Origin of the sequence: Piscinibacter sp. HJYY11 (genome assembly GCF_016735515.1) — a bacterium.
In the GTDB taxonomy this organism is placed as follows: domain Bacteria; phylum Pseudomonadota; class Gammaproteobacteria; order Burkholderiales; family Burkholderiaceae_C; genus Rhizobacter.
Genome location: NZ_JAERQZ010000001.1, coordinates 4,660,165 through 4,680,331 on the forward strand (window position 1 = coordinate 4,660,165; position 20,167 = coordinate 4,680,331).

Sequence of the window (20,167 nt, forward strand, 5' to 3'; positions counted from 1 at the left end):
CCCTCAGGAGATTGCCATGCCATCCCTCGACCAAGACCTTCTCAAGCAAGCCGCCGTGCGCCGGGCCCATGCGCTGCGCGACGAGGCGCTCGACGCCGCCTGGCACGCACTCGGCCGGTGGTTCAGGCGCTCAGCCGCCGCAGTGTCTCGGTGGGCGCGAGCTGGCCGACCTCTGTCCCGTTCCAGTTCTTCAGCACCGGCTCGCTCAGGCCACGCATGAAGGCGGTGTCGTCGCCTTCCAGCGGCAGCAGCGCTTCGATGGTGGCTGCCATCGCCACCTCGGCGGCGCGCGCGTTGTTGCCGTCGTCCATCTTGATCGCGACCCCGAGGCCCAGCTCGGGCAGGGCGGCGCAGTACACCCCTTCGGCGCCGACCTTCAGGCACGCACGCTCGCCCAGGCGCTCGATCACGCGGGTGTCGAAGCGGCCGGTGCCTGCCAGCATGAAGGGCGCGCGGGCGATGGCACCGCGCAGCTGCCGCGCGGCGATGGCGTGCCCGGGCGACAGGCCCACGCCGGTGCCGACCCGCGCAAAGGCCAGGGCCAGACGCCGCAGCGGGATCGCATAGGTGGGGATGGAGCAACCGTCGATGCCCTGCGGCGCATCGCGCAGGTCGAAGCCGGTGGTGGCCTGCAGCACGGCGCTCACCTCGCGCATCACCGGGTGTCCGGGCTGCGTGTAGCCGAGCAGGAAGCCGCGCGGGTCTTCCCGGCCCGCGAGCATGCAGCCCAGGCAGGCGAAGCCGGCGTGCTTGCCCGAGCAGTTGTTGTGCAAGGCGCTCGGCTGCTGGCCGCTTTGCGCGAGCGCACGGCCGGCCGCCTCGTACGCCGGCCAGTGTGCGCCGCACTCCAGCACGTTCACGTCCAGTCCGGCCTTGGCCAGCATGCCGGCCGCGGTGTCGGCATGTGCGGCCTCGCCGTTGTGCGACGCGCAGGCGATCGCAAGCTCCGCATCGCCGAGGCCGAAACGCTCGGCCGCGCCGCTGGCCACCAGCGGCAGCGCCTGCAGCAGCTTCACGGCCGAGCGGGGATAGATCGGCCGGTCGATGTCGCCGGCTTCGGCCACGACCGTGCCTTCCGCGTCGACCACGGCAAACGCGCCGCGGTGGCGAGACTCGACATAGCGCCCACGCAGCACGTTGACCAGGATGGGGTTCATGCGGCGCACTCTAGCCGGATCGCAGAGCCCCCACAGGCACAATCCCGAGCCTCATGTCCGCTGCCGCGCTTGCCCTCGTCCTCGTTGCCGCTCTCCTGCATGCACTGTGGAACGTGGTGGTCAAGAAGGCCGGCGGCGATGGCCGCTTCGCACTGCTGGTGGCGGGCTTCATCGTGGTGGTGTGGGCGCCGGTGGGCCTGTGGGTCGGCTGGGACGCCGTGCCGCGCTGGGGGTGGGCCGAGTGGGCCCTGATCGTGGCGAGCGGCGTCGTGCACCTGCTGTACTTCCATGTGCTGCTGCGCGGCTATGCGGCCAGCGACCTCACCGTGGTCTACCCGGTGGCGCGCGGCTCGGCGCCACTCGTGGCCTCGCTCGGCGCGCTGCTGCTGCTCGGAGAGACGATGAGCGGCATCGGCGTGCTGGGGGTGCTGGCGGTGACCGGTGGCGTGTTCCTCATCGCTGGCGGCCCGGGCCTGTGGGCCAAGGCGCACGACCCGCAGCAGCGCGAGCGGGTGAGGGCCGGCGTGTGGTGGGGTGGCATGACGGGGCTGCTCATCTCGGGGTACACGCTGATCGACGGCTACGCGGTGAAGGTGTGGCTGATCTCGCCGGTGCTGATCGACTACTTCGGCAACCTGGCGCGCATCCCGTTCATGCTGCCCGGCGCACTGCGCAACCCCGAGGCGCTGATGACCGCCTGGCGCACGCAGTGGAAGCACGCGCTCTTCGTCGCAATCGTGAGCCCGCTCGCCTACGTGCTGGTGCTGTATGCGGTGAAGCTCGCGCCGCTGTCGCACGTGGCGCCGGCGCGCGAGGTGTCGATGCTGTTTGCCGCGCTGCTCGGCGGCAAGCTGCTGGGCGAAGGCGACCGCGGCCTGCGCGTCGCGGGCGCGTTGTGCATCGCGCTCGGCGTGGCCGGGCTGGCGCTGGGCTGAGCGGCATGTCGCTTGTCGCACTCGGGCTCGTCGTCGCCGCGGCGTTGCTGCATGCGCTGTGGAACGTGGTCGCCAAGAAGGCCGGCGGCGATGCGCGCTTCTCGCTGTTGCTGACCGGCTTCCAGGTGCTGCTGTGGTCGCCCTTCGGGCTGTGGCTCGGCTGGGACGCCGTGCCGCGCTGGGGCTGGGCCGAGTGGGCGGCGATCGTGGCGAGCGCGCTGGCCAACCTCGTCTACTTCCACACGCTGCTGCGTGGCTATGCGGCAAGCGACCTCACCGTGGTCTACCCGGTGGCGCGTGGCACGGGGCCCTTGCTCGCATCGCTCGGCGCGCTGCTGCTGCTGGACGAGTCGATGGGGTGGTTCGGCGGGGTGGGGCTGCTGCTGGTGATCGTGGGCATCTTCCTCGTGGCCGGCGGAACGGCCGTGTGGGCCAAGGCGCATGACGCCACGCAGCGCCGGCGTGTGGTCGCCGGCGTGGGCTGGGGTGCGGCCACGGGGCTGTGCATCGCCGCCTACACGCTGATCGACGGCTATGCCATGAAGGTGCTGGCGATGCAGCCGGTGCTCTTCATCTTCCTGTGCAACGTGGTGCGCCTGCCCATGCACATGCCGGCCGCGTTGCATGACGTGCCGGCCTTCATGGCCGCCGCGCGAGCGCAGTGGAAGCACGCGCTGCTGATCGCCCTGATGGCGCCGGCGGCCTACCTGCTGGTGCTGTACGCGCTGAAGATCGCGCCGCTGTCGCACGTGGCACCGGCGCGCGAGATGTCGATGCTGTTTGCGGCCCTGCTGGGGGGCAAGCTCCTGGGCGAAAGCGACCGCGGCTTGCGCATCGCTGGCGCGGTGTGCATCGGCCTCGGTGTCGCAGGCCTCGCGCTCGGATGATGGGAACATGACGACCATGCAACTCGCAGGCATCGACTTCACCAGCCGGCCGACGAAGCGCAAGCCCGTCACGGTGGCGCTCGGCGAGTTGCAGCACGGCGTGGTGAGGCTCACCCGGCTCGACCTGCACGAGAGCTTCGAGGCGCTGTCAGAGTGGCTGCGCACGCCGGGCCCCTGGCTCGCGGCCTGCGACTTCCCTTTCGGCCTGCCGCGCGAGCTGGTGCTGGCGCTGGGCTGGCCCACCGAGTGGCTGCCCTTGATGCGGCACTACGCGGCGCTCTCGCGCGAGGAGATCCGCGACACCTTCGCGGCCTTCTGCGATGCGCGCCCCGCGGGCAACAAGTTCGCCCACCGCGCCTGCGACGAGCCCGCCGGTTCTTCGCCTTCGATGAAGTGGGTCAACCCGCCGGTCGCGTTCATGATGCATGCCGGCGTGCCCCTGCTGCTCGACGCGGGCGTGCACCTGCCCGGCCTGCACGCCGGGGACCCGCTGCGCGTGGCCGTCGAAGGCTACCCGGGCCTGCTGGCCCGCGAGCTGATCGCGCGCCGCTCGTACAAGAGCGACGACAAGGCCAAGCAGACGCCCGAGCGCCTGATCGCCCGCAAGGACCTCCTCGACGCGCTGGAACAGGGCCGCAGCCGCCTCGGCCTGCGCTTGCGCGTGTCGCATGCGCAGCGCGACGCGCTCGTGGCCGACGCCTCAGGCGACGCGCTCGACGCGGTGCTGTGCCTGCTGCAGGCCGCGTGGGCGAGCCTCCAGCCGGATCACGGCTTGCCGGCGGGTGCCGACCCCTTGGAAGGCTGGATCGTCACCGCCTGAGGGTTCTGGCGCACGTATTCCTTGAGCCACACCATCGACGGCCGCTCCACGTCGTCGTCCTGCACGAGGTAGGTGCCAGGTTTCCAGGTCTGGCCCTCGATGTAGCCCCACAGCGTCACACCGGCCACGGCGGGGTGGGTCCACAGCACGGGGAACTTCTCGCGGTAGCGCGCGAGCTGCGTGTCGTCGTCGCCGGTCATGTCGAGCTCCGACACATAGATCGGCAGGCCGGTCTTCGCCAGGGCGTCGAGGTTGGTGCGCATGGTGGCGGTGCTGACCGTGTCCATGCTGAAGTGGTGCGCCTGGATGCCCACGCCGTCGATCAACCCGCGCGCCTTCAGCAGCTCGACAATGCCGACGTACAGCCCGAGCCGGCCCGCGTTGTCGATGATGCTGTATTCGTTGATGAGGAGCTTGGCCGAGGGGCAGTGCTGGCGTGCCTTCTGGAACGACCAGATGACCCAGTCCCAGCCCGTCTTGCCCACGCCGCCCAGCGCTTCAGCATACGAGGGCGGCTTGCTGAGCGGCTCGTTGACGACGTCGATGTACTGCGTGTCGGGGTAGCGCTTGCAATAGAGGCGCATGAACTCCTCGACCTCGCGCGCCTGCTGCTTGTCGGAGAGGTCGCCGATCCAGCGCGGCTCCTGGCTGCCCCAGACGAAGGCGTGCTGCTTGAACGGAAAGCCGTGCTTGCGGGCGTGCTGGTAGGCCAGGTCGAGGCTGGTCCAGTTCATCTGGTTGCGCACCGGCTCCACGCTTTCCCACTTGCCCGAGTTCTCGGGCGTGATCTGGTTCCAGTAGGTGTTGAAGTTGGGCGGGATGTGGGCCGCGATGATGTTGCCGAGGAACTTCTGCGGCGCGGCGGCCGCCGGAAGGCCCATGCCGACGCCCAGGATCAGCACGGCGCAGGCCGATGCCGCCGCGAGGTGCGGCGCGAGGGTGTGTCTGAGTCGCTCGAACTGGACCACGATGTCTTGCCTCCGGTGTGCCGGCTCATGCCGTGTCGGGGGCGATCATGCCAAAGCCCGCCTGTCGCAGCGGCCCTGGATCAGTACATCTCGCGCAACTGGATCAGGGGCGACTTGTGCTGCCCGAAGCTGAAGCGGGCGCTCGGGTTCTGGTCGAAGGTGGTGCCGCCGGGGGCCTTGCTTTGCAGCCAGGGGAGGTTGGCTGCTACGGCTCCGGAGGTGGCAGCACCGATGGCGCTGCAGCGCACCGCGCCGGCCGTGATGGTGGCGCCCAGCTGCACCGTGCCGTCGACGCTGCCGGCGTTGCCGCTGCCCGGGGCCTGCAGCCGCATGGCCGCGCGGCCGCTGCTGAAGCTCATGCTGGTGGCCGACGGGGCGGTCTCGCAGGCCGCGAGGCCGCCGCGGAAGTTGGCCAGCGACACGCTGCTGGTCGCGAGCGTGGTGCAGTGGTCGGCGGTGTTGGGGACGAAGCTGGTGCCGTTCCAGTACTGCGTTTCCAGTGGCACGGCCAGCGCAACGAGGTCGCTGCCGTAGGCACTGCCAAGCCTGAGCTGGCCGTAGCGGAATTCATGACTCGCCGTGTCGAACGCCATGTCGGAAAAGCTCTGGGTGCCGCTGATGGTCTCGTTGCCGCTGACACCCGCCAGCGTTTCGGAGGGGTCGCTGACCACCCAGTCTACCGAGATGCTGTAGCCGGCCTCTGCCAGCACGCTCTGCGGCGTGGTGGTGGAGCGCCTCACCGTGAGGGTGTGACCGGTGCTGGTGGCCTGCACGTCGGCCGTGCCGCTGCTGACGTAGGTGGAGGTTGCGGCGGTCGTGCCGGCCAGGTCGAGCGTCTGCGTCGCCGGGGCGAAGGTGTAGTTGGTGAGGGTGGCCTGCAGCGCACCGAGCCTGCTGCTCGGGTAGTTGGTCACCAGCGCATTGCCGGCGCTGCGGGCGGTCACGGTCGCGCGCGGCAAGGTGGCGTAGCCGAAGGGCTGGCCGAAGTAGGTGAAGCTGCGCGATGTGCAGGTGCTGCCGAAGGTGCGCAGCTGCGGCGTGGCCGTGACGGTGAAGTCGAAATGGTCGGGCACGAAGCGGCCGACCGACTGCGTGGCCGAGGTGATGTATCGCTCCGCGGGGGTGGAGCCGTCGGAGGCGTCCACCGCGGCGAAGCTGGTGTCGACCAGTTGCAGGTTGAAGGCGCCACCTTCCGAGTAGGTGGCGTTGCTGGCGGTGAGCACGCCGCTGCTGTTGGTGGGGCTGTAGCTCAGTGTGCCCAGCGTGCCGCCGCAGGCAGTGCCTGCGGCGCAGTGCGTGATCGATGCCGCGGGTGTGCCGCTGTAGGAGGTGGTGGTCACGCCGCTGCTGTTGACCGCGGTGGCGCGCACGGTGAAGGGCTGGCCGGCCTTGTGCACGTTGCCCCCGGTGAGGCTCGTGTTGGCGAGCGTGCGCGTGGTGCCGGCGGTGCTGCTGTTGGTGTCGGTGACGGAGAAGGCGGCAAAGCTCGACGGTCGGATCGCGAAGTTGTCGGTGCTGCAGCCGATGACGGTCGCGGTGCCGGTGGCCGGGTAGCTGACGCGTAGCCGCACGTCACGCCAGCTGTTGCTTTGCGTGTGCGAGATGTTGTCGCGCCCGGCATCGCCGGTCGCGAAGTTGAGCGTGCTGGTGGAGAGCACGCTGGTCCAGGTGGAGCGGCAGCCGGTGGTGGTGTTCAGCGTGCCGCTGTTGTCGCTGGTGTCGAGCAGCTCCACCCGCACGTCGCCGGTGAAGGTGGTGAGCACGGCGGTCCGGGTGCTGTTGAGCGCGACCACCGCCAGGTCGAACGCCGTGCCCGCCACCTTGGTCCGGATGAATCCGGTGATGCTGCCCGCCGCGGTGCCGGTGTCGAAGGCGTTGAAACCGCCGGGGGTCGTCGCGACCACGGGCCGCTGCCAGAGGATGGTCGTGTTGTTGGGCACGCTGGCGCTGCGATAGGAATACTGCGCGTAGTCGGCGTTCGTCAGCTCGTAGCCGACCGTCGCGCCCAGCGGGTTGGAAATCGTGGGGCCCGAGGTGTGCGTGCCGCCCGAGCCGTCCACCGCGCCGTAGCGGTACACGAAGTGGCCCTGCTCGTGCACCTGCACCTGGAAGGTCGCGAAGATGGTCCGCGTCTGGTTGTGCCCGTTGTTGCAGGTCGCGCCGCTGTTCGAGCAGTAGTAGGGCACTGCCAGCCACGACACGACGAAGACGCGGTTGGGGCTGACCCCCATGCTGCGGTAGCGGATGAAACTGCCGTCGCCGTCCGGGTTCAGGTCGTCCCACAGCGGCAGCATGGCCGCGTCGATGTTCGGCTCGCCGCTGCTCCCGGTGAGCGGCAGCGCGCTGTTCTGATAGCCGCCCGACGTGGCCGTGCCGAACTGGAGCATGCCGTTGGCCGTGATGTTCACGGTGGTGTAGGTGGTGCTCCCGAAGGTGAAGCTGAAGCCGAGCGCGAGGTCGCCGGAGACACCGTCGTCGGCGAGCGGCACCTGGGTGCCGGTGGTGCTGATGTCGATCCACGGGTACAGGGCCTGCGTCGTGGCGTTGGCCGTGGCGGTGTAGGTCTGGGCCCACGACAAGGCCGGCATGCCGATCAGCCATGCCAGAGCGGCCGCGACAAGAAGGCGGGGCAGGCGCTTCATGGCGTGCTCACCACGGCTTGCAGCTGGCGCTCCGCGTGGTCGTGCTGGCCCAGCGTTCCGGTGCTCGCGGTGGAGGTGATCTGGTAGACGCTGAAGTCGGCACCGCCTTCGTTGTGGGTGGTCGCACTGCACGTGACCTGCACCGAGAAGCCGGTGGCTGCCACGGCGCCGGGCAGCGCGGCCGAGGCCAGGCAGCTGCCGCCCTGCAGCGCCCGGTAGGCGCCCCACTCGATGCCGGCGCGGGCCGCGTAGTAGGCACGGGTGCCCAGCGTGTCGCGTACCGCACTGGTCTGCTGGGTGTTCGACATCGAGACCATCAAGGCGCCGAGCAGCGCCAGCACCACCATCAGGAAGATGGCCGACACCATGGCGAAACCCTGGTCGCGCCGGAGCTGCGTCATGGCGAGCCCTCCACGTGGACCTGCTGCAGCAGGGTGATGCTCTCGCCGCCGCTCGTGAGCGTGAGCCGCAGCGTGACCACGGCATTGCGCGTGGTGGCGCTCGCGCTGTAGGTGAACGAGCAGGCCGCCACCCAGTTAGTGAGCAGCACGTTGTTGACGCCGGTCTGGCTGGAAAGGGTGGACGTCGGCTGCGTGTTGGCGATCGCATAGCCCGCGTAGCGCCGCAGGTTGCCGGCCCCACCTGCCAAGGGTGCGCAGCCGAAGCTCACCGGCGTGCCGACGATGTGGAAGCGCTGGTTCGGCGAGGCGTAGGCGAACTGCGTGCCGCCGAGCGTGTAGCCGAGCGACGACAGGCTCGTGCCGGTGGTGGTGAGCGCACGCCGGCTGGTGCCTTCGTAGGCATCGGCGCCGGGCAGGCCGAGGTTGTGCACCACCAGCTGATCGCCGGCCACCGCGGTGACGGCAGGCCCCAGCACGTCGAAGCTGTTGTCGCTGCTGGAGCCGAAGTCGAGGATGTTGCCGGTGTTGGTGGTGCTCAGCGCCGCGCGGTAGCGGCCGGCCGACCTCACCGGCAGGAATTCGATGTAGGTGCCGCTCGCGTCCACGCGCACGCTGTTCGGCAACGCCGTGCGCAGCTCGCGGGCCATGCGGCGCAGGGCGAGGTCGGCCGCGTCGGTGAGCTCGGCACGGCGGCCGAGGTCGACATATGCGTCGATGGGCTGGCGCACGAAGGTCGACACCATCACGCCGACGATGCCGGTCAGCATGATCACGACCACGGCCTCAAGCAGGGTGAAACCGCGTGCGTGGTGGAGGGAGCATCGGCGCTTCATGGTCAGCCGATGCTGTTGGGTGCGTACCGGAAGCGGTAGCCGGTGAGCGTGATGGTCTCTCCCTTGCCGGTGACCTGCACGTCCACACGCAGCGCGGCATCGGCCGCGAGGCTGAAGGTCGCGCCGGCGCGGGTGATGCTCACCGAGACCGAGTAGCCGTCGAGCGCGACGATCCGGTTGCTGCCGTCGTCCATGCCGTAGATGACGCCGCTCGTGGCGTAGCCGGCATAGTCGGCCACGTTGTCGAACGGGTTGGTGGCATTGAAGCGGCCTTCGGTCGATGGCTGCGGGCCGAGTGCGCCGCCGCCCTTGTCTTGCGAGCCGGCGGCCCCACCGGTGCACGCCGCGGTGTTGGTCGGCGCGGTGGCGGCCTCGTTGGCTGTGTCCTGCGGGTCGCAGTAGGTGAAGGGTTGAGCCAGCACCTCGTTGAGCATGGCTTCGGCGATGGCGACGGCCTGCTTGCGCACCATCGGGTCGGCGCTCTTGCGCACGCTGTTGCTGAAGACCATGAGCACGCCCGCGAGCGAGACGCTGATGATCATGATGGCGACCACCAGCTCGATCAGCGACAGGCCGCGCTCGCGCCTGGCGTCAGCGCACGATGCCGGTCTCAGGCTCGATGGTGAGTGGCGTGGCATATCCGGTCACCGAGATCGTGAGGGCGGTGGTGCGGGGCGTCGACGGGGCCGACAGCGGCCGACCCTGCGCGTCGAAGATCACGCTGGTGGGCGTCGACACTGGCGCCCTGCTCGGCAGGGCGTTGTCGGCGTGGCTGTAGGCGAGGTTGTTGCCTGGGTTGAGCACCGCGTTGCCGGCGGCGCAGGCCTGGTCGGCGCCGCTCGCGGTGGCGTAGGTGATGGTCAGCTGCGTGGCCGCGACCGTCACGCACACGTTGCGCCGCATCGCGATCGCCGACTTCTGCGAATAGCGCAACGCGGCCCCCACGAAATCGCGGGTGCCGCGTGCCGAGAACGGGTCCATGTCGAGCATGCGGGGCACGGCGACGACCGCCAGGATGCCCGTCACGATCATCACGATGACCAGCTCGGCCAGCGTGAAGCCGGCTTGCGAGCGCATGGCTGCTGGGGCGGCCTCGCTCGCAGGCGAGGCCTGGCGCCGGATCAGCGGGCGCAGAAGACCGTGCTGCTGATGACGGCGTTGCCGGTGCCCTTGGCGGCCTGCACGGTGCAGGTGGCCGAGGTGGCGGTGCCGCTGCAGTCGCCCGTGCCGGCCACGACGAAGTCGTTGTCGGTCGGGGAGGCCGGTGCGGCGGCAGCCAGCGTCACGCCACCGTTGCCGGTCACGACGAAGTTGCCGAGGATGGCAGCCGTGCAGACGTTGGCGGCGTTGACCGTGACGGCAGCGGCATTGCCAGCGGCCTTGGCGGCGTAGTTGAGCGACGAGCCCGACGAGATGGCCGCCGCGACGCCCTTGGTGGCGGCGTTGCGTGCATCGGTCGACATGTCGGTGAACTTGGGCACGGCCACGGCGGCCAGGACGCCCAGGATGATGATGACCACCACGAGTTCGATGAGGGTGAAACCACGTTGCTTGTTCATGAAGATCTCCTAGAGAAAGAGCGAGGGATGCAAACGGCTCAGCATCCGGATACCACGGGGACAGAAATGGCCGCCGCCGTCGTGGCGTCCAGGGCTTGGGAATAGGTGAAGCTGCAGGCTTCGGGTTCTTTGGCGTCGGCGCGCATGAAGACGGCCCGGCCGTCGTGCGCGCGGACGCGGTAGCGGTCCGCCGGCATCTCGGCGGCACTGACGCCGAGGTTGCCGAGGGTCTGGCTGGCGACCGGGTAGCCGTGCAGCGTGGCCACGAGGCCGTGCTCCGAGCACACGGTGCCGGTGCCCTTGATCTGGTTGTCTGCCGTGGCGCCGCCAGCGCAGGCCCGGGCGTCGGGTGCACCGGCGCGCAGCTTGGCGGCGATGTTGACGAGCGTCACCCGCGTGCTGACGATGCCGTGCAGGTAGCGCAGCTCACCCACGCGCACGGCACGCTGCAACTCGGCGATGCGCGGCAGCATCACCGCGGCCAGGATGGCCAGGATGCTCAGCGCAACACTCAGTTCGATCAGCGTGATGCCCTTCATGGGGGTGCTCGGTCCGTACATTCCTTGATCGTCCGTGGACGGCGCGCTGGCGCTCTTTCGAACAACAGTGCAAACCACGGCCTGTTCCGCACCGGCGCCACGTGGCCCCCGCACGGTCTGCTCGGTCTATCGGTTGTGCTTGCTCGCTTCTTGAATCGCAAAGCGGCCCGGTTCGTGACGCACTCGACGCTCGAAGGGGGTTTCGCGTCGCCCAAGGTGTTGGCCGACTTGCCGCTTTGAATTTCTGTATTGACAGAAATAACTCGCGTGCCTAGAGTGGCCTCATGAACCTGTCGCCGACCCTCGAACGTTTCGTCCTCCACTGGGGCGAGATGGGCACGCGCTGGGGCGTGAACCGCACGGTGGCGCAGATCCACGCATTGCTCTACATCACCGGCCGGCCGATGCATGCCGAGGAGATCACCGACACGCTGGGTGTCGCGCGCTCCAACGTGAGCAACAGCATCCGCGAGCTGCAGGGCTGGAACCTGGTGCGCCTGGTCCACATCGCCGGTGACCGGCGCGACCACTTCGAAACCTCCATCTCGGTGTGGGAGTTGGCCCGCACTGTCATCCGCGAGCGGCAGCGGCGCGAGATCGCACCGACGATCGCCGTGCTCACCGAACTCTTGAACGACCCCGCCATCAGCCGCGACCCGGCCGAAGCCAAGCTGCGCATCCGCGAGACGCTCGAGTTCCTGCAGACCCTCACCGCCTGGAGCGACGAGATGCTGCGCCTGGACTCCGACACCCTGAGCAAGGTGCTCAAGCTCGGCGCCCGCGTCAAGAAGCTGCTCGGCCGCGAGGAGCCTGCTGCGGCCACCGAAGCCCCCGCCGTCACGCCCGCCCACCTGCTCGGGCCCTGACCAAAATTTTTTGACCCAACATTTCTGTCTTGACTGAAATTACTGGACGGATCATGAGTGCCATCTACCCGCTGACCCTGCTGTACGACGCCGCCTGCCCGGTGTGTGCGCTCGAGATGGACCACCTGCGCGCGCGCAACGACGCCGGGCGACTGGTCTTCGTCGACATCAGCGCACCGGGCTTCGACCCCACGCCCTTTGGCGCAAGCCTCGAGGCGATGGACGCCGAGATCCACGCGCTGCGGGCCGATGGGCAGCTGATGAAGGGCGTGCAGGTGCTGCGCCTGGCTTACGAGGCGGTGGACCTGGGCTGGGTGATGCGCCCTGTCGGCTGGGGGCCGCTGCGCGGGCCGGCCGATGTGGCGTACCGCGTGTTCGCGCGCCACCGCCGCACGATCTCTCGTGCCGCGGCGCCGCTGATCGACGGCGTGCGGGCGCTGCGGGCGTGGCAGATGGCGCGCCGCATGCGGCAGTGCTCCGGCGGCACCTGCACGGTCCATCAAGACGAAGGGAGGACACGATGAGAGTTCTGGTGAGTGGTGCGACCGGCTGCGTCGGCGCGGCCGTGGTGCATGCGCTGCGCGCGCGCGGCCATGCGGTGGTGGAGGGCTCGCGCCGGGCGGTCGACGGCCGGCACACGATGCACGTCGACTACATGCAGCCGCGCAGCCCGGAGCGCTGGGCCGAGGCGCTGCGGCGCGAGCGCATCGAGGCGGTCGTCAACTGCGTGGGCATCCTGATGCCGGCCAAGGGGCAGAGCTTCGAGCGCGTGCACACCGAGGGGCCGGTCGAGCTCTTCCGCGGCGCGGCGCTCGCCGGGGTGAACCGGGTGCTGCAGGTCTCGGCGCTCGGCGTGGCCGGCGATGCCGAGGCGCTGGCCATGCCCTACCTGCGCAGCAAGCTGATGGCCGACGATGCGCTGGCCTCGCTGCCGGTCGACTGGGCGGTGCTGCGGCCCTCGCTCGTGTATGGCCCGCGCAGCCAGAGCGGGGCCCTCTTCGCCACGCTGGCGAGCCTGCCGGTCATCGCGCTGCCCGGGCGGGGCGCGCAGCAGGTGCAGCCACTGCATGTGTACGAGCTGGCCGAGGCGGTGGCGCGCCTCATTGAACAGAAGGGCGAGATGCGCGCGGTGCAAGAGCTCGGCGGGCCGGCACCGCTCACCTACCGCGACATGCTCGCGGCGTACCGCCGCGCACAAGGGCTGGGCGATGCGCTGTGGCTGCCGGTGCCGAGGTCGCTGATGCAGCTGCTCGCGCTGGCGGCCGAGGCCTTGCCGCAGCAGGTGTACTGCCGCGACACGCTGCGCCTGCTGGAGCGTGGCAACACCCCGGCCGACAACGCGCTGCCGCGCCTGCTCGGCCGCCAGCCCACGACGATGGCGCAAGGCCTCAAGGTCACGGCGCCGCAGCCGCTGGTTGACCTGCGCGTGCAGCTCAGCCCGGCGGCACAGTGGATCGCGCGCCTGTCGCTCGCCTTCATGTGGCTCTACACCGCGCTCATCAGCGCACTGCTGCCCCACGAGTCGGGCGTGCTGGCCTTGATGGCGCGATGCGGCTTCGAGGGCCCGTGGGGCGTGGCGGCGCTGGTGTTCTCGTGCAGCCTCAACACCGTGCTGGGCGTGCTGGCCCTGCGCCAGCCCATCCCCTGGGGCATGGCGTTGCAGGCCGTGGCGGTGCTCGGCTACACGTTGACCGCGGCGCTCAACATGCCCGAGCTCACCCTCGACCACTGCGGCCCGCTGGTGAAGAACCTGCCGGTGCTCGCGCTCATCGTGCTGCTATGGCTCTCGGCGCCGTCGGCGCGTGCGAGCGAGGCGCGGCGCGACCCCACGGCCCGCGGCTCGAGGCCTGCGGCGGCGCCGGCTCCTGTGGCGAGGCTGTCATGAGCGCGCCACGACCCTGGCCGCACGGGCAGCGGGCCCGCGAGGACTTCCCGCGTTTCGGCATGACCGCCTTTGCCGAGCGCGGCCCCTTCGAGCACGAGCCGGTCGCGGTGGCGTGCCGGGGGGCGATGCAGACGCCGCTCACGCTCACCGAGGAGTTGCTCGCCACGCTGCCGCGCGTCGAGCAGCGCAGCGACTTCCATTGCGTCACCACCTGGAGCCGGCGCGGCCTGCTGTGGGGCGGCTGGCGCTTCGCCGACGTCTACCGCGCCGTCCTGCAAGCACGTGGCGGTGCGGCGCCCGAGGTGCAGTGGGTGCAGTTCCGTTCGCTCGATGGCTACCGCGCAGAGATGTGCCTCGAGGACCTGCTGCACGACGACGTGCTGCTGGCCGACCGGCTCGACGGCCGCCCGCTCGGGCTGGAGCACGGCGCGCCGCTGCGCCTGGTGGCGCCCGGGCACTACGGCTACAAGAACGTCAAGCACCTCAAGTCGCTGGAGCTGCTGCGCTCGCACGACGAGGTGACACCCATCGGCCCGGCCTTCATGTCGCACGACCGCGCGCGTGTGGCGCTCGAGGAGCGCAGCCGCGTGCTGCCTGCGTGGCTCGCACGCTGGCTGTTCAGGCCGGTGATCGGGATGACGGTGGCGCGGTTCGAGCGTGCGACGCGAGCCGTCCGCCAGCGGGCCGGCCAGGAGGGCGGCTGAGGGCGCCCGTCACCGTGTGCCGGCCGGCACCACCGAGGGCGTGCTGCGCTGCCCTTCGGTGCGGCGGCACAGCTTGCGCGCCTGCACAATGGCCTCCGGCGAGGCGGCGGGCGCCAGCACCAGGTCGCGGATGCGCTGCAGGCAGGGGTTGGCCGGCGAGATGACCAGCTCCACCGCTTCGTCGAGCAGGCGCGCGTCGCCCTCGGCCAGCTTGAACGAGGTGGGGATGGTGTCGAGCTTGCGCTTGAGGCCCGCGTGCTGCGGCGCCACCGCGGCCACGTCGTCGAAGCCGAAGTGATAGAAGACCAGGCGCTGGCTCAGGTCGAGCACCGGCTCGGGGCGGGCGTTGAGGGCACGGCACAACGCGCTCGGCAGCTCGCGCGTCTCGGGCTCGCAGCTGCCGTCGTTCCAGCCCAGCTCGGCACCGTCGAATTCGCCGAGCAGGCGGCCGCGGTTGTTCTGCAAGAGCGCATCGACCGCGTCGCTCACGTTGGCATCGAGCAGCAGGCCGAGGGTGCCGCGTGGGTCGGGGTTGAGGCGGCTCGCGCCCCGGGGGCGGGTGAAGGCGTCGACCAGCAGGACGACGATGCGGTCGTAGTGCTTGAGCTGGCCTGCCGCCTCCAGCTGGAAGAGCGCGCGTTTCACCGACTTCAGGCCCAGGTTGTCGGAGTTGCCGCCGTCGAAGACGTGCAGGTACTGCCGGTCGGTGCACTTGAGCTCGTCGTTGCGGTCCTTCTCGCAGTACTTGTCGAGTGCGCCGGGGCGGAAGTCCTGCAGCGTGTGGCTGGGGAAGACGAGCGGGAACGACGACGAGGCCGTCACCGCGCGCGCCAGCGAGTAGCGGCCGAGGTCGGCATTGAGCCGGTCGCGGAAGTCCTGCTCGGTGAAGGTGAAGACGCTGCCGAAGGCGTATTCGTCGACCGAGAGGCCGGGGCCGCTCTGGTCGGTGGCGGTGGTGGCGTTGACGAGCAGGAAGGGCCGCGTGGGGTTGAGCTCGCCGAATGCGAGGTCGTTGCCGATGAGCCGGGTGCCGTAGAGGTTGTCGCCCAGCGTCTGCGCCATGATGTCGCCGCGGTCGTAGGCGGTGAACCAGTAGCGCGCGATGTTCTGCGGCCACAGCCAGTTGCCGAACCAGCGCAGCAGGTAGTTGCGGCGCGCGAGGCCGAGCACCGCGTCGGGCTTCCAGTCCTGCAGCTGGGTGAGCGGGGCCTGGCGGCACAGCGTGTCGAGGCGGCGCAGGTCCTGCCTGAGCGCGGGCAGCCTGGCCTGCAGCGCCTGCAGGTCCTGCGGGCCCAGCGGTGCGCTGCATCGGATCGTGGCCGCCCGCGGGTCGACCTTGATCTGCGGCTCGAGCGGCGTGCGGGCGATCAGCGGTGGCAGCGACGTGGCCAGCGCCGGGGACACGATCGACACGTCGCGTGAGGCCGCGTAGAGCGCGGCGGTGATCGAGCCCCCCGAGACCGACGACAGCACGTCCACCTCGTCCAGCAGGTCGACCTCGGGGTAGAGCGTCTGCAGCTTGAGCATGGTCGCGGCCGACAGGTAGGCCGCGCGCGAGCCGCCGCCCGAGAGCGCGAGAAACATGAGCACCTTCGGGTTGCCGCGCGCGCCATCGACCTGGAAGCTCGCCCGCAGCGGCGGCGTGGGCCCCCCCTGCGCCGCCAGCGGCTGGTTGGTGTGGCTGAAGCTCGTGCAGCCCGCGGCGACGGCCAGCGCCGTGGCGATGGCGAGGCCGGCGCACAGGCGCTGCGGCCCGGGCATGCAATGGGTGCTGTCCATGCGTCGCGTTATAGGCCGCGCCGTGCCGGCCTGCGTCCCCAACGTTAGGGGCTCGCCTCGCGGGAGCCCGCACGCGGGCCCGGGCAAAGCCGCTCTGCTATGGTCGTCCGCCATGGCCTGCCCCCCACGCCCGCACGCACGATGGACGCCTTCGTCATCTGGTGCCTGATCGTCGGCCTGCTGCTGATCACCATCGGCCTGACCGACACCTGGCGGCAGGAGCTGCCGGTCTGCGCCTCGGCCATCTACCTGCTGGCCGGCTACCTGCTCGGGCCCGAGGTGTGGGGCCTGCTGAACCTGCGGCTGGACACGCACCCGGTGCTGCTCGAGCGGCTGACGGAGGGCGCGGTGCTGATCTCGCTCTTCGCCGTGGGCCTGCGCCTGCGTGCGCGCCTGCGAGACCCGCTGTGGCACACGCCGCTGCTGCTGGCCACGGTGGCGATGGTGATCACCGTCGGCTTGATGACGGGGCTCGGTCTCTCGCTCGGCCTCTCGCTCGGCAGTGCGGTGCTGCTGGCCGCGGTGCTCGCGCCGACCGACCCGGTGCTCGCCTCGGAGGTGCAGGTCCAGCATGCGTCCGACCGTGACCGGCTGCGCTTCAGCCTGACCGGCGAAGGCGGGCTCAACGACGGCACGGCGTTTCCGTTCGTGATGCTCGGGCTCGGGCTGCTTGGCCTGCACGAACTGGGGCAGGGCGGTTGGCGCTGGTGGGGGGTGGACGTGGTGTGGGCCGTGAGTGGCGGCGTGGCGATCGGCTGGTCGCTCGGGTTCGCCTTCAGCCGCGCAGTGGTCTACCTGCGCCGCGAGCGCGAGCAGGCACTCGGCATGGAGAGCTTCCTCACGCTCGGGCTCATCGCGCTGGCCTACGGCGTGGCGATCGCCGCGCACACCTACGGCTTCCTGGCGGTCTTCTTCGCGGGGCTGGCGATGCGGCAGGTGGAGCGGGAGGACAACCCCCGTGCGCAGCCGCCCGAAGTGCCGCTGGAAGATGCGCCGTCGGGCACCAAGACCGTGTCCGACGCCGGGCTGGCGGCGTCGGTGCCGCCGGCGCAGGCCTCGGCCTACATGGCGAAGGCCGTCCTTGATTTCACGCTCGATCTCGAAAAGCTCGTCGAGCTCACGGTGATGCTGCTCGTGGGCAGCCTCATCACCCGCAGCGCCTTCACGCCGGCCACGGTGGCGGTGGCCCTCGGGCTCATGTTCGTGGCGCGGCCGCTCGCGGTGTATGCCTGCACGCTGTGGCTGCCGCTCACCGCGACGCAACGCCGTCTCGCCGCCTGGTTCGGCGTGCGGGGCGTCGGGTCGATGTACTACCTGGCCTTTGCGGTGGCGCACGGTGCCTCGGGTGCGCAGACGGCGTTCGTGATCGATGCGGTGTTGGTCACCATCGTGCTCTCGGTGCTGCTGCACGGCTCGACGGCCACGCCGGTGATGCGGTTGTACCGGCGGGTGAACCGGGTCCGCTGAGCGTGGCGAGAATGATCAGGAAGCGGCCATGACCATGAGGAGTCGGTGACGGTGTTCAAGATGGGCAAGCTGGTGCGGGTGGCCAACAAGGCGCGGCTCGCCACCTACCTGATCGCGCTGTGGAAGCTCTTCAAGCACCCGCAGACGCCGCGTGCCGCCAAGATCACGTCGATCGCGGTGCTGGCGTACGTGCTGAGCCCGATCGACCTGATCCCCGACTTCATCCCGGTGCTCGGGCTGCTCGACGAGCTGGTCATCGTGCCGCTGGGCATTGCGCTCGTCGTGCGCCTCACGCCCAAGCCGCTGTGGGAATCGCTGCTGCGCGAGGCCGAAGCCTCGCGCGACAAGCTGCCGAAGCTGTGGTGGGGCGCGGCGATCATCGTGCTGGTGTGGCTGCTGCTGATGGGGCTTCTCGTGTGGTGGCTGGTGAGCCTGTTCGGCGCATGAGGCGCCTCCTCGTGGGCCTGGCGCTGGCGGCGTGTGCCTCGGCGCATGCCCTGAGCGGCGTGGTCACGCACGTGACCGATGGCGACACCCTGTGGGTGCGCCCCGACGGCGGCGCGCCCGTCAAGGTGCGCATGCAGGGCATCGACGCGCCCGAGCGTTGCCAGGCCTGGGGCGCGCAGGCACGCGAGGCGCTGGCGGCACGGGTGTTGCACCGGCAGGTGCAGGTGCGCACGCGGGCGCGCGACGACTACCAGCGCACCATCGGCGTGGTCGAGGTCGACGGGCGCGATGTGGCGGCCTGGCTGGTGCGTGAAGGCCACGCCTGGAGCCAGCGCTACCGCCGCAGCCTGGGGCCGTATGCCGTGGAGGAAGAAGCCGCACGCAGCGCCCGGCGTGGGATCTTCTCGCTGGACGACCCGGTCGAGCCGCGGGCGTTCCGCAAAGCGCACGGGCCTTGTGCGCGTTAACAAGCGCTTCAACTTTGCTCCCTATATTGGCCGTCCGTTGATCAAGGAGCATCCATGCAATCGGTGAGCGTGAAGGGTTCGGTCGGAGCCTTGTGCTGGGTCGTGGCCGCGTCGGCGGTCCACGCGCAATCGTTCGATGCCGTGCGGCTCGAGGGGCCGGACGGTCAATCGCAGGGCCGCGTGGGGCTGGCCGCGATCGCGGGTCACCGCTACCTCGGCTCCGACGAGCGCCGCTACCTGGTCTTGCCCACGGTCGACTACCGCTGGGCGAACGGCTGGTTCGCCGGCGTGGGCAACGGCATCGGCTATCGCTTCACGAGCGGCCCCGATCTGCAATACGGCGTGCGCCTGACGGGCGACTTCGGGCGCAAGGAGAGCCGCTCGCCCGTGCTGAGTGGCCTGGGCGACATCCCCGCGCGGCCGCAGATCGGCACCTTCCTCAATTGGCAAGCCACACGCGACATCACCCTCACCAGCTCGCTGCGCTACGGTTCGGGCGAAGAGCGTGACGGTCTCGTCGTGGACCTGGGCGCCAACACCGGCATGCAGCTCGCCCCGCGCTGGCGGCTCGGGGTGGGCGTGGGCGCGACCTGGGTCAACCGCGCGTGGATGCAGTCGTACTTCGGCATCACGCCCGAGCAGAGCGCCCGCAGCGGGTATGCGGTGTCGACGGTGGGTGCTGGCGTGCGCGAGGTGAAGGCCAGCAGCTCGCTCACCTACTTCATCAGCCGCGACTGGGCGGCCACCCTGGCCGTGAGCGCGAGCGCCTTGCAAGGCGACGCGAAAGACAGCGTGATCGTGCGCGAGCGCAATCCGGTCAGCGCGGTGCTGGCGGTGGGCTACCGGTTCTAGACAACCCGGGCCGAGCGCCGGCCGGTGGGGGTCGTCATTTCCTCATCAGCGTGCTCTTGCCGAAGAGGCTCTCGATCAGGTCGACAGCCACTTCGGCGGTGCGGTTGCGCACGTCGAGCGCCGGGTTGAGCTCCATCACGTCGAGCGAGGCCATGCGGCCGGTGTCGGCGATCATCTCCATGCACAGCTGGGCCTCGCGGTAGGTCGGGCCGCCCATCACGGTGGTGCCCACGCCGGGGGCGAAGTCGGGGTCGAGGAAGTCGACGTCGAAGCTCACGTGCAGGTGGGTGTTGGCGTCCATCGTCGCGAGCGCGAGCTCCATCGCGTGGCGCATGCCCATCTCGTCGATGTAGCGCATGTCGAAGACCTCGAGCCCCATCTCGTGCACGAAGCGTTTCTCGCCCGGGTCGACGCTGCGGATGCCGATCTGGCGGATCCACTTCGGGCTGATCGCCGGCACGTGGCCGCCGATCTCGATCAGCTCCTGCGGCCCCTTGCCGCACAGGCACGCGACCGGCATGCCGTGCAGGTTGCCGCTGGGCGTGAGGATGTTGGTGTTGAAGTCGGCGTGCGCGTCGAGCCAGAGGATGCGCAGCTTCTTGCCAGTCTCGCGGCAATGGCGGGCCACCGCGCTGATGCTGCCCAGGCCCAGGCAGTGGTCGCCGCCCAGCAGAATGGGGAAGCGGCCCAGCGCCAGCTCGGCATGCACCGCGTCGTGCACCAGCCGGTTCCACGCCACCACTTCGGCGAGGTGACGGTAGCCCTCGACGGGCGGCAGCCAGGGGTTGGCCGGGCCGGCCAGGTTGCCCCGGTCCACCACCTCCAGGCCGTGGCCCTGCAGCACGGGCACGATGTTGGCCACACGCAAGGCCTCGGGCCCCATGCTGGCACCGCGTGCGCCGGCGCCGATGTCGGTGGGGGCGCCAATGACGCTGATGGCTTGCGTGGGGGCGAACATC

Annotated in this window: 22 protein-coding genes; 11 read left to right on the forward strand and 11 right to left on the reverse strand. The window is 70.2% G+C overall.

The genetic code is table 11. The annotated features are described in order from the left end of the window. Positions 1 to 122: 122 nt before the first annotated feature. A complete protein-coding gene (locus tag JI745_RS21820) occupies positions 123 to 1,157 on the reverse strand; it encodes an asparaginase (protein ID WP_201811763.1) in 1,035 nt (344 codons plus the stop codon). A gap of 53 nt (positions 1,158 to 1,210) precedes the next feature. Between JI745_RS21820 and JI745_RS21825 the strand changes: the two genes are divergently transcribed. The 3 genes from JI745_RS21825 to JI745_RS21835 are packed head-to-tail and all read left to right on the forward strand — an operon-like array spanning position 1,211 to position 3,799. Next, a complete protein-coding gene (locus JI745_RS21825) occupies positions 1,211 to 2,092 on the forward strand; it encodes an EamA family transporter (RefSeq protein WP_201811765.1) in 882 nt (293 codons plus the stop codon). A 5-nt stretch (positions 2,093 to 2,097) separates the two neighbouring features. Continuing rightward, on the forward strand, positions 2,098 to 2,979 hold the full coding sequence (locus JI745_RS21830) for a DMT family transporter (protein WP_201811767.1): 882 nt from the start codon (positions 2,098 to 2,100) through the stop codon (positions 2,977 to 2,979). 7 nt (positions 2,980 to 2,986) lie between these two features. Continuing rightward, on the forward strand, positions 2,987 to 3,799 hold the full coding sequence (locus tag JI745_RS21835; RefSeq protein ID WP_201811769.1) for a DUF429 domain-containing protein: 813 nt from the start codon (positions 2,987 to 2,989) through the stop codon (positions 3,797 to 3,799). Here the strand turns inward: JI745_RS21835 and JI745_RS21840 are convergent. From JI745_RS21840 to JI745_RS21875, 8 genes are all read right to left on the reverse strand, one after another. Then, complete coding sequence (locus JI745_RS21840) at positions 3,745 to 4,767, reverse strand: endo-1,4-beta-xylanase (protein ID WP_201811772.1); 1,023 nt, start codon at positions 4,765 to 4,767, stop codon at positions 3,745 to 3,747. The two genes, JI745_RS21835 and JI745_RS21840, sit on opposite strands and share 55 nt — an antisense overlap. 80 nt (positions 4,768 to 4,847) lie before the next feature. Next, the gene (locus JI745_RS21845; RefSeq protein ID WP_201811774.1) at positions 4,848 to 7,409 is read right to left on the reverse strand and encodes a DUF6701 domain-containing protein; all 2,562 of its coding nucleotides are present in this window, start codon (positions 7,407 to 7,409) and stop codon (positions 4,848 to 4,850) included. After that, on the reverse strand, positions 7,406 to 7,810 hold the full coding sequence (locus JI745_RS21850) for a hypothetical protein (protein ID WP_201811776.1): 405 nt from the start codon (positions 7,808 to 7,810) through the stop codon (positions 7,406 to 7,408). The genes JI745_RS21845 and JI745_RS21850 overlap by 4 nt, the downstream gene beginning before the upstream one ends. Then, positions 7,807 to 8,643, reverse strand: a complete 837-nt coding sequence (locus JI745_RS21855) for a type II secretion system protein (RefSeq protein ID WP_201811778.1) — start codon at positions 8,641 to 8,643, stop codon at positions 7,807 to 7,809. Before JI745_RS21855 ends, JI745_RS21850 begins: the two co-directional genes overlap by 4 nt. A gap of 2 nt (positions 8,644 to 8,645) precedes the next feature. Then, a complete protein-coding gene (locus tag JI745_RS21860; RefSeq protein ID WP_201811780.1) occupies positions 8,646 to 9,281 on the reverse strand; it encodes a prepilin-type N-terminal cleavage/methylation domain-containing protein in 636 nt (211 codons plus the stop codon). Then, a complete protein-coding gene (locus JI745_RS26835; RefSeq protein WP_201811782.1) occupies positions 9,235 to 9,720 on the reverse strand; it encodes a prepilin-type N-terminal cleavage/methylation domain-containing protein in 486 nt (161 codons plus the stop codon). Before JI745_RS26835 ends, JI745_RS21860 begins: the two co-directional genes overlap by 47 nt. Positions 9,721 to 9,764: 44 nt before the next feature. Continuing rightward, complete coding sequence (locus JI745_RS26840) at positions 9,765 to 10,202, reverse strand: type II secretion system protein (protein WP_201811784.1); 438 nt, start codon at positions 10,200 to 10,202, stop codon at positions 9,765 to 9,767. A gap of 38 nt (positions 10,203 to 10,240) precedes the next feature. Beyond that, a complete protein-coding gene (locus JI745_RS21875; RefSeq protein WP_201811786.1) occupies positions 10,241 to 10,741 on the reverse strand; it encodes a type II secretion system protein in 501 nt (166 codons plus the stop codon). A 284-nt stretch (positions 10,742 to 11,025) separates the two neighbouring features. Here JI745_RS21875 and JI745_RS21880 point away from each other — a divergent pair, with 284 nt between their 5' ends. Genes JI745_RS21880 through JI745_RS21895 form a run of 4 tightly spaced genes read left to right on the forward strand, consistent with a single transcriptional unit; the run spans position 11,026 to position 14,196 of the window. Then, positions 11,026 to 11,607 carry a GbsR/MarR family transcriptional regulator gene (locus JI745_RS21880; RefSeq protein WP_201811788.1) on the forward strand — a complete coding sequence of 194 codons (582 nt, stop codon included), beginning with the start codon at positions 11,026 to 11,028 and terminating at the stop codon, positions 11,605 to 11,607. Positions 11,608 to 11,660: 53 nt separating this feature from the next. Beyond that, positions 11,661 to 12,131: a thiol-disulfide oxidoreductase DCC family protein gene (locus JI745_RS21885; protein WP_201811790.1), complete on the forward strand. Its 471-nt coding sequence runs from the start codon at positions 11,661 to 11,663 to the stop codon at positions 12,129 to 12,131. After that, positions 12,128 to 13,492, forward strand: a complete 1,365-nt coding sequence (locus JI745_RS21890) for an SDR family oxidoreductase (RefSeq protein ID WP_201811792.1) — start codon at positions 12,128 to 12,130, stop codon at positions 13,490 to 13,492. The genes JI745_RS21885 and JI745_RS21890 overlap by 4 nt, the downstream gene beginning before the upstream one ends. Then, a complete protein-coding gene (locus tag JI745_RS21895) occupies positions 13,489 to 14,196 on the forward strand; it encodes a molybdopterin-dependent oxidoreductase (protein ID WP_201811794.1) in 708 nt (235 codons plus the stop codon). The genes JI745_RS21890 and JI745_RS21895 overlap by 4 nt, the downstream gene beginning before the upstream one ends. A gap of 9 nt (positions 14,197 to 14,205) precedes the next feature. Here the strand turns inward: JI745_RS21895 and JI745_RS21900 are convergent, their stop codons facing one another. Further along, positions 14,206 to 15,975, reverse strand: a complete 1,770-nt coding sequence (locus JI745_RS21900; protein ID WP_201811796.1) for a patatin-like phospholipase family protein — start codon at positions 15,973 to 15,975, stop codon at positions 14,206 to 14,208. A gap of 99 nt (positions 15,976 to 16,074) precedes the next feature. Here JI745_RS21900 and JI745_RS21905 point away from each other — a divergent pair, with 99 nt between their 5' ends. Genes JI745_RS21905 through JI745_RS21920 form a run of 4 tightly spaced genes read left to right on the forward strand, consistent with a single transcriptional unit; the run spans position 16,075 to position 19,208 of the window. Further along, positions 16,075 to 17,442 carry a sodium:proton antiporter gene (locus tag JI745_RS21905; protein WP_236675088.1) on the forward strand — a complete coding sequence of 456 codons (1,368 nt, stop codon included), beginning with the start codon at positions 16,075 to 16,077 and terminating at the stop codon, positions 17,440 to 17,442. A 45-nt stretch (positions 17,443 to 17,487) separates the two neighbouring features. Next, positions 17,488 to 17,889: a YkvA family protein gene (locus JI745_RS21910; RefSeq protein WP_310738730.1), complete on the forward strand. Its 402-nt coding sequence runs from the start codon at positions 17,488 to 17,490 to the stop codon at positions 17,887 to 17,889. Next, positions 17,886 to 18,356: a thermonuclease family protein gene (locus JI745_RS21915; RefSeq protein WP_201811801.1), complete on the forward strand. Its 471-nt coding sequence runs from the start codon at positions 17,886 to 17,888 to the stop codon at positions 18,354 to 18,356. Before JI745_RS21910 ends, JI745_RS21915 begins: the two co-directional genes overlap by 4 nt. A gap of 54 nt (positions 18,357 to 18,410) precedes the next feature. Next, a complete protein-coding gene (locus tag JI745_RS21920) occupies positions 18,411 to 19,208 on the forward strand; it encodes a MipA/OmpV family protein (RefSeq protein WP_201811803.1) in 798 nt (265 codons plus the stop codon). Between the two features lie 34 nt (positions 19,209 to 19,242). On the opposite strand, the gene rocF is transcribed toward JI745_RS21920, so the two are convergent. Then, the gene (gene rocF / locus JI745_RS21925; protein WP_201811805.1) at positions 19,243 to 20,166 is read right to left on the reverse strand and encodes an arginase; all 924 of its coding nucleotides are present in this window, start codon (positions 20,164 to 20,166) and stop codon (positions 19,243 to 19,245) included. Between the last annotated feature and the right edge of the window lies 1 nt (position 20,167).

Bases quoted from the DNA above. Each gene is read 5' to 3' on its own strand.
- JI745_RS21820 (WP_201811763.1), bottom strand. From the start codon at position 1,157: ATGAACCCCATCCTGGTCAACGTGCTGCGTGGGCGCTATGTCGAGTCT.
- JI745_RS21825 (WP_201811765.1), top strand. From the start codon at position 1,211: ATGTCCGCTGCCGCGCTTGCCCTCGTCCTCGTTGCCGCTCTCCTGCAT.
- JI745_RS21830 (WP_201811767.1), top strand. From the start codon at position 2,098: ATGTCGCTTGTCGCACTCGGGCTCGTCGTCGCCGCGGCGTTGCTGCAT.
- JI745_RS21835 (WP_201811769.1), top strand. From the start codon at position 2,987: ATGACGACCATGCAACTCGCAGGCATCGACTTCACCAGCCGGCCGACG.
- JI745_RS21845 (WP_201811774.1), bottom strand. From the start codon at position 7,409: ATGAAGCGCCTGCCCCGCCTTCTTGTCGCGGCCGCTCTGGCATGGCTG.
- JI745_RS21850 (WP_201811776.1), bottom strand. From the start codon at position 7,810: ATGACGCAGCTCCGGCGCGACCAGGGTTTCGCCATGGTGTCGGCCATC.
- JI745_RS21855 (WP_201811778.1), bottom strand. From the start codon at position 8,643: ATGAAGCGCCGATGCTCCCTCCACCACGCACGCGGTTTCACCCTGCTT.
- JI745_RS21860 (WP_201811780.1), bottom strand. From the start codon at position 9,281: ATGCCACGCCACTCACCATCGAGCCTGAGACCGGCATCGTGCGCTGAC.
- JI745_RS26835 (WP_201811782.1), bottom strand. From the start codon at position 9,720: ATGCGCTCGCAAGCCGGCTTCACGCTGGCCGAGCTGGTCATCGTGATG.
- JI745_RS26840 (WP_201811784.1), bottom strand. From the start codon at position 10,202: ATGAACAAGCAACGTGGTTTCACCCTCATCGAACTCGTGGTGGTCATC.
- JI745_RS21875 (WP_201811786.1), bottom strand. From the start codon at position 10,741: ATGAAGGGCATCACGCTGATCGAACTGAGTGTTGCGCTGAGCATCCTG.
- JI745_RS21880 (WP_201811788.1), top strand. From the start codon at position 11,026: ATGAACCTGTCGCCGACCCTCGAACGTTTCGTCCTCCACTGGGGCGAG.
- JI745_RS21885 (WP_201811790.1), top strand. From the start codon at position 11,661: ATGAGTGCCATCTACCCGCTGACCCTGCTGTACGACGCCGCCTGCCCG.
- JI745_RS21890 (WP_201811792.1), top strand. From the start codon at position 12,128: ATGAGAGTTCTGGTGAGTGGTGCGACCGGCTGCGTCGGCGCGGCCGTG.
- JI745_RS21895 (WP_201811794.1), top strand. From the start codon at position 13,489: ATGAGCGCGCCACGACCCTGGCCGCACGGGCAGCGGGCCCGCGAGGAC.
- JI745_RS21900 (WP_201811796.1), bottom strand. From the start codon at position 15,975: ATGGACAGCACCCATTGCATGCCCGGGCCGCAGCGCCTGTGCGCCGGC.
- JI745_RS21905 (WP_236675088.1), top strand. From the start codon at position 16,075: ATGGTCGTCCGCCATGGCCTGCCCCCCACGCCCGCACGCACGATGGAC.
- JI745_RS21915 (WP_201811801.1), top strand. From the start codon at position 17,886: ATGAGGCGCCTCCTCGTGGGCCTGGCGCTGGCGGCGTGTGCCTCGGCG.
- JI745_RS21920 (WP_201811803.1), top strand. From the start codon at position 18,411: ATGCAATCGGTGAGCGTGAAGGGTTCGGTCGGAGCCTTGTGCTGGGTC.
- rocF (WP_201811805.1), bottom strand. From the start codon at position 20,166: ATGTTCGCCCCCACGCAAGCCATCAGCGTCATTGGCGCCCCCACCGAC.